The organism is Mesorhizobium sp. M2A.F.Ca.ET.039.01.1.1, from assembly GCF_003998035.1.
Lineage (GTDB): Bacteria > Pseudomonadota > Alphaproteobacteria > Rhizobiales > Rhizobiaceae > Mesorhizobium.
The window spans coordinates 1-3,216 of the sequence record NZ_RZRY01000692.1 but is presented as its reverse complement, the minus strand read 5'-3'; the positions used below and the strand labels follow the sequence as shown (position 1 = coordinate 3,216).

General features: G+C 63.8%; 3 protein-coding genes. 1 reads left to right on the top strand and 2 read right to left on the bottom strand.

Annotated elements, in window-relative coordinates:
- Nucleotides 1-98: 98 nt before the first annotated feature.
- Together EOA24_RS31955 and EOA24_RS31950 are read right to left on the bottom strand one after the other, a co-directional pair.
- Nucleotides 99-1,277: a lytic murein transglycosylase gene (locus EOA24_RS31955; RefSeq protein WP_126081977.1), complete on the bottom strand. Its 1,179-nt coding sequence runs from the start codon at nucleotides 1,275-1,277 to the stop codon at nucleotides 99-101.
- A gap of 184 nt (nucleotides 1,278-1,461) precedes the next feature.
- The gene (locus tag EOA24_RS31950; protein WP_126081978.1) at nucleotides 1,462-2,253 is read right to left on the bottom strand and encodes a GH25 family lysozyme; all 792 of its coding nucleotides are present in this window, start codon (nucleotides 2,251-2,253) and stop codon (nucleotides 1,462-1,464) included.
- 292 nt (nucleotides 2,254-2,545) lie between these two features.
- On the opposite strand from EOA24_RS31950, the gene EOA24_RS31945 reads away from it, so the two are divergent.
- A partial coding sequence (locus tag EOA24_RS31945) for a serine hydrolase (protein ID WP_145992556.1) occupies nucleotides 2,546-3,216 on the top strand: 671 nt, incomplete at its 3' end.

Genomic DNA, 3,216 nt, shown 5'->3' with positions numbered 1-3,216 from the left:
GCAGTAGGCAGTAGTGAATAGGACTTTACAGCCTGTGGTCCCAAATGGATTTTCGCCTACTGCCTACTGCCTACTGCCTACTGCCTACTGCCTACTGCCTACAATTTCGCCAACAACTCCGGCGTCGGCCAGCCATCCACGGGCAGGCCAAGCCGCGTCTGCTCCTTGCGGATTGCTTCGCGCGTGTTGGTGCCCAGGATGCCGTCGACAGTGCCGACATCGTAACCCTTGGCTTCGAGCTTGGTCTGCAGCGCCTTCATCTGGTCGCCGCTCAGGCCCTGCTCGGGCGTGCGTGGATCGAATTGCGGCGCGCCGGCAAACCGCGTCGCCATAACGGCCGCGGTCAGCGCATAGGTGAAGGACTGGTTCCACTCGAGATAGACATCGAAATTGTCATAGGTCAGGAAAGCGGGACCCTTGCGGCCCATCGGTAGCGCCAGGCCGGCTTTCAGGCCATTGTCGACAAGCGGGTTGCCGTTGGGCTCGGTCACGCCCCACTGAGCCCACTGCGACAGCGGTAGCTTGTTGGTGCGGCCGGTCTGGTCCCATGGCATGTCGTCGGGAACGCGCACTTCCTGGACCCAGGGCTGGTCGCGCTTCCAGCCGCGCGACATGATCTTGTTGGCGGTCGTCATGATGACGTCCGGCACGCTGTTCCTGAGATCGACCTTGCCGTCGCCATCGCCGTCGACACCCTCGGCAAGATAGTCGGTCGGCAGGATCTGCGTCTGGCCGATCTCCCCGGCCCAGGCGCCGTTGACGTCGGCCGGCAGCACGCCGCGATCGATGAGCGTCAAAAGCGGCACCAATTGCTGGCGGAAGAGCTGGGGCCGGCGGCAGTCATGGGAAAGCGTTACCAGCGCATTCAGCGTCTGGAAGTCGCCCTGCACGGCGCCGAAGTCGGTCTCCAGCCCCCAGAAGGCGGCGATGATGGCCGGCTGGACGCCGAACTGCTTGTCGGCGCGGTCGAAGATTTCGGCATATTTCTTCAGATTGGCCGCGCCCTGCTTCAGGCGGTAGGCCGAAATCATGCGGTTGGAGAACTCGGTGAAAGTCTGGGTGAAGACGCCCTGCGCGCGGTCGCGCGCCAGCGCTCGCTCGTCGATGGTGGCGTCCTCCAGCGCATCGAGCCCGGTTTCGCCGACGCCGGCCGCCTTGGCTTCGGCCGCAACACCCTGCTTCCAGGTCTCGAAGTCGCCGCCGCATTCCTGCGCCGCCGCGGGCAGTGCGAACGCGCCGACAAAAAGCGCCGCCAGGATTTCAACGCGCAATCGCATCGCTTTCCTTTCGAGACCGGCGCATGACCTGATCGTGATCCCGGGTCGGGACCGCACAGGCGCATGCGAGGATTTCAAAGCCCAGGAGCCGCGCCATGCACTCGCGCGAGTGCGCCGCTCCGGATTACCAGCGGTTGCATGTTTCGCCGCCCGCCGTGTCGAAAAGCAGGCGGGAGGGCCGATGTCAACGGGTGTTCTGCCGCAGCCACTTCTTCCAGGCGGCTTCCGAGCCGTTGAAGACGTTGATGTCGGACTTGCCGGTCATGCCGGGCACGATGCCGGTGCCGGTGTACTGCCAGAAGGTGAAGGGATGGCTGCCGTATTTCTCACGCGGGTGCCCTGCGACCGAGCGCAGCCAGTAGGGGTAGCCGCGGAACGTCGCCAATTGGTTGTCGTCGAAGAAGTCGACCGAGGTGTAGATGATCGGCTTCTTGCCGTAGTGACGCTCGACCATCTGTAGAAAGACGGTCATCTCACTGCGGACGGTGGCCGCATCGGGGCGCAGCCTGCAGGTCGGCGATTTCGGGTTCCATTCCATGTCGAGCACCGGCGGCATGGCTGACGGGTCATTTGGGACATTGGCGATGAACCAGCGCGCCTGGGCTTCCGCCGGCGTGCAGAAATAGAAGAAATGATAGGCCGCGCGCGGGATTCCGGCTGCCCTGGTGCGTGCCCAGTGCTCGTTGAAATTCTCGTCGAAGCGGTCGCCGCCTTCGGTCGCCTTGATGAAGGCGAAGGAGATGCCGCTGGCCCTGGCGGTGGGCCAGTCGACCGAGGTCTGGTATTTGGAGACATCGGTGCCGTGGATGGCGTAGGTCCATGGCGCGCCGCTGTCCCACTCATGCGGCTTGGAATCCTCGAATTTGGGCGCGCGCACGGTGACCGTCTGCAAGGATGGCGACAACGGCGAAAGGTCGTCGACGGTTGAGCAGGCGCAGAGCAGCGTCAGCATCAGGATGGCCGCGAGACGGCGCATGATATTCCCCGAGCCGGGTTCAGCCGGCCGCTGATGGGTCCTTTACTGATGGTGGTCGCTAACCTCGCGTCCCCCTGCCGGACGATCGCCCCACGAGATCGTCCGCCTTATTTGTCCGTCCATGTCGTTGTCCCAAAACCGCTGTGCAATTTTGGGCGACATGGACAAGTTGATCGCCGAACATGGTTGATAATCCATTGACGGCGCTCGACTACGCCGGTGATTTTGCGGAAGCAATGGCGGCAAATCGATGACATAAATCGTGCCGGCGAATCCAAAGAGGCGGGGAAAGATGCAGGCTGTCGCGAAGTTCATCAAGTGTCTGCTTGGCCTGGTGATCCTGGCGGTGGTCGCGCTCTTCGCCTGGCTCTATTTCGCGCCGCCGGAACTGATCCGAGTCGGCGCCGGCTATTCGGCCAAGATCGTCTGCTCGAACGTCTTCATTGCCGGCCGCGACGCTAACCAGGTTCTGGCCGTCGACGTGCAGGCGCCGGGCCATCCGCTGCTCAGGCTGATGAAAATCTCCGTCGACAAGGAAAGGGGACTTGTCTCCGCCGGCCTGCTGTGGGTGCTGGGCAAGAGCGTCGCCGTGGAACGCGACGGCGTCGGCTGCGCCTCGGTTCCCGACGGTGACACCGGGAAGGCGCGACAGACGTCGCGGCGCGCGGCAGCTTCCGCACCGGCGCAGGCGGACGCGCTTTGGCCCGATGGCGAGCGCGTGGATGCGTCACAAAATCCCGAGGTCGCGAAAATCGTCGACGACTCGGCCATGGCCGGACCCGGCATGCGCGCCATCGTGGTGGTGAAGAACGGCCGCGTCGTCGCCGAGCGTTATGGCGACGGAGTCTCGGCCAAGACGCCGCTGCTCGGCTGGTCAATGACCAAGACGGTCAATGCCGCGATCGTCGGCACGCTGGTCAAGGACGGCAAAATGGCGATCGACAACAAGGGTCTGGTCAAGGC

Coding starts and splice junctions, on each gene's coding strand:
- EOA24_RS31955 (WP_126081977.1), bottom strand. CDS start 1,277: ATGCGATTGCGCGTTGAAATCCTGGCGGCGCTTTTTGTCGGCGCGTTC.
- EOA24_RS31950 (WP_126081978.1), bottom strand. CDS start 2,253: ATGCGCCGTCTCGCGGCCATCCTGATGCTGACGCTGCTCTGCGCCTGC.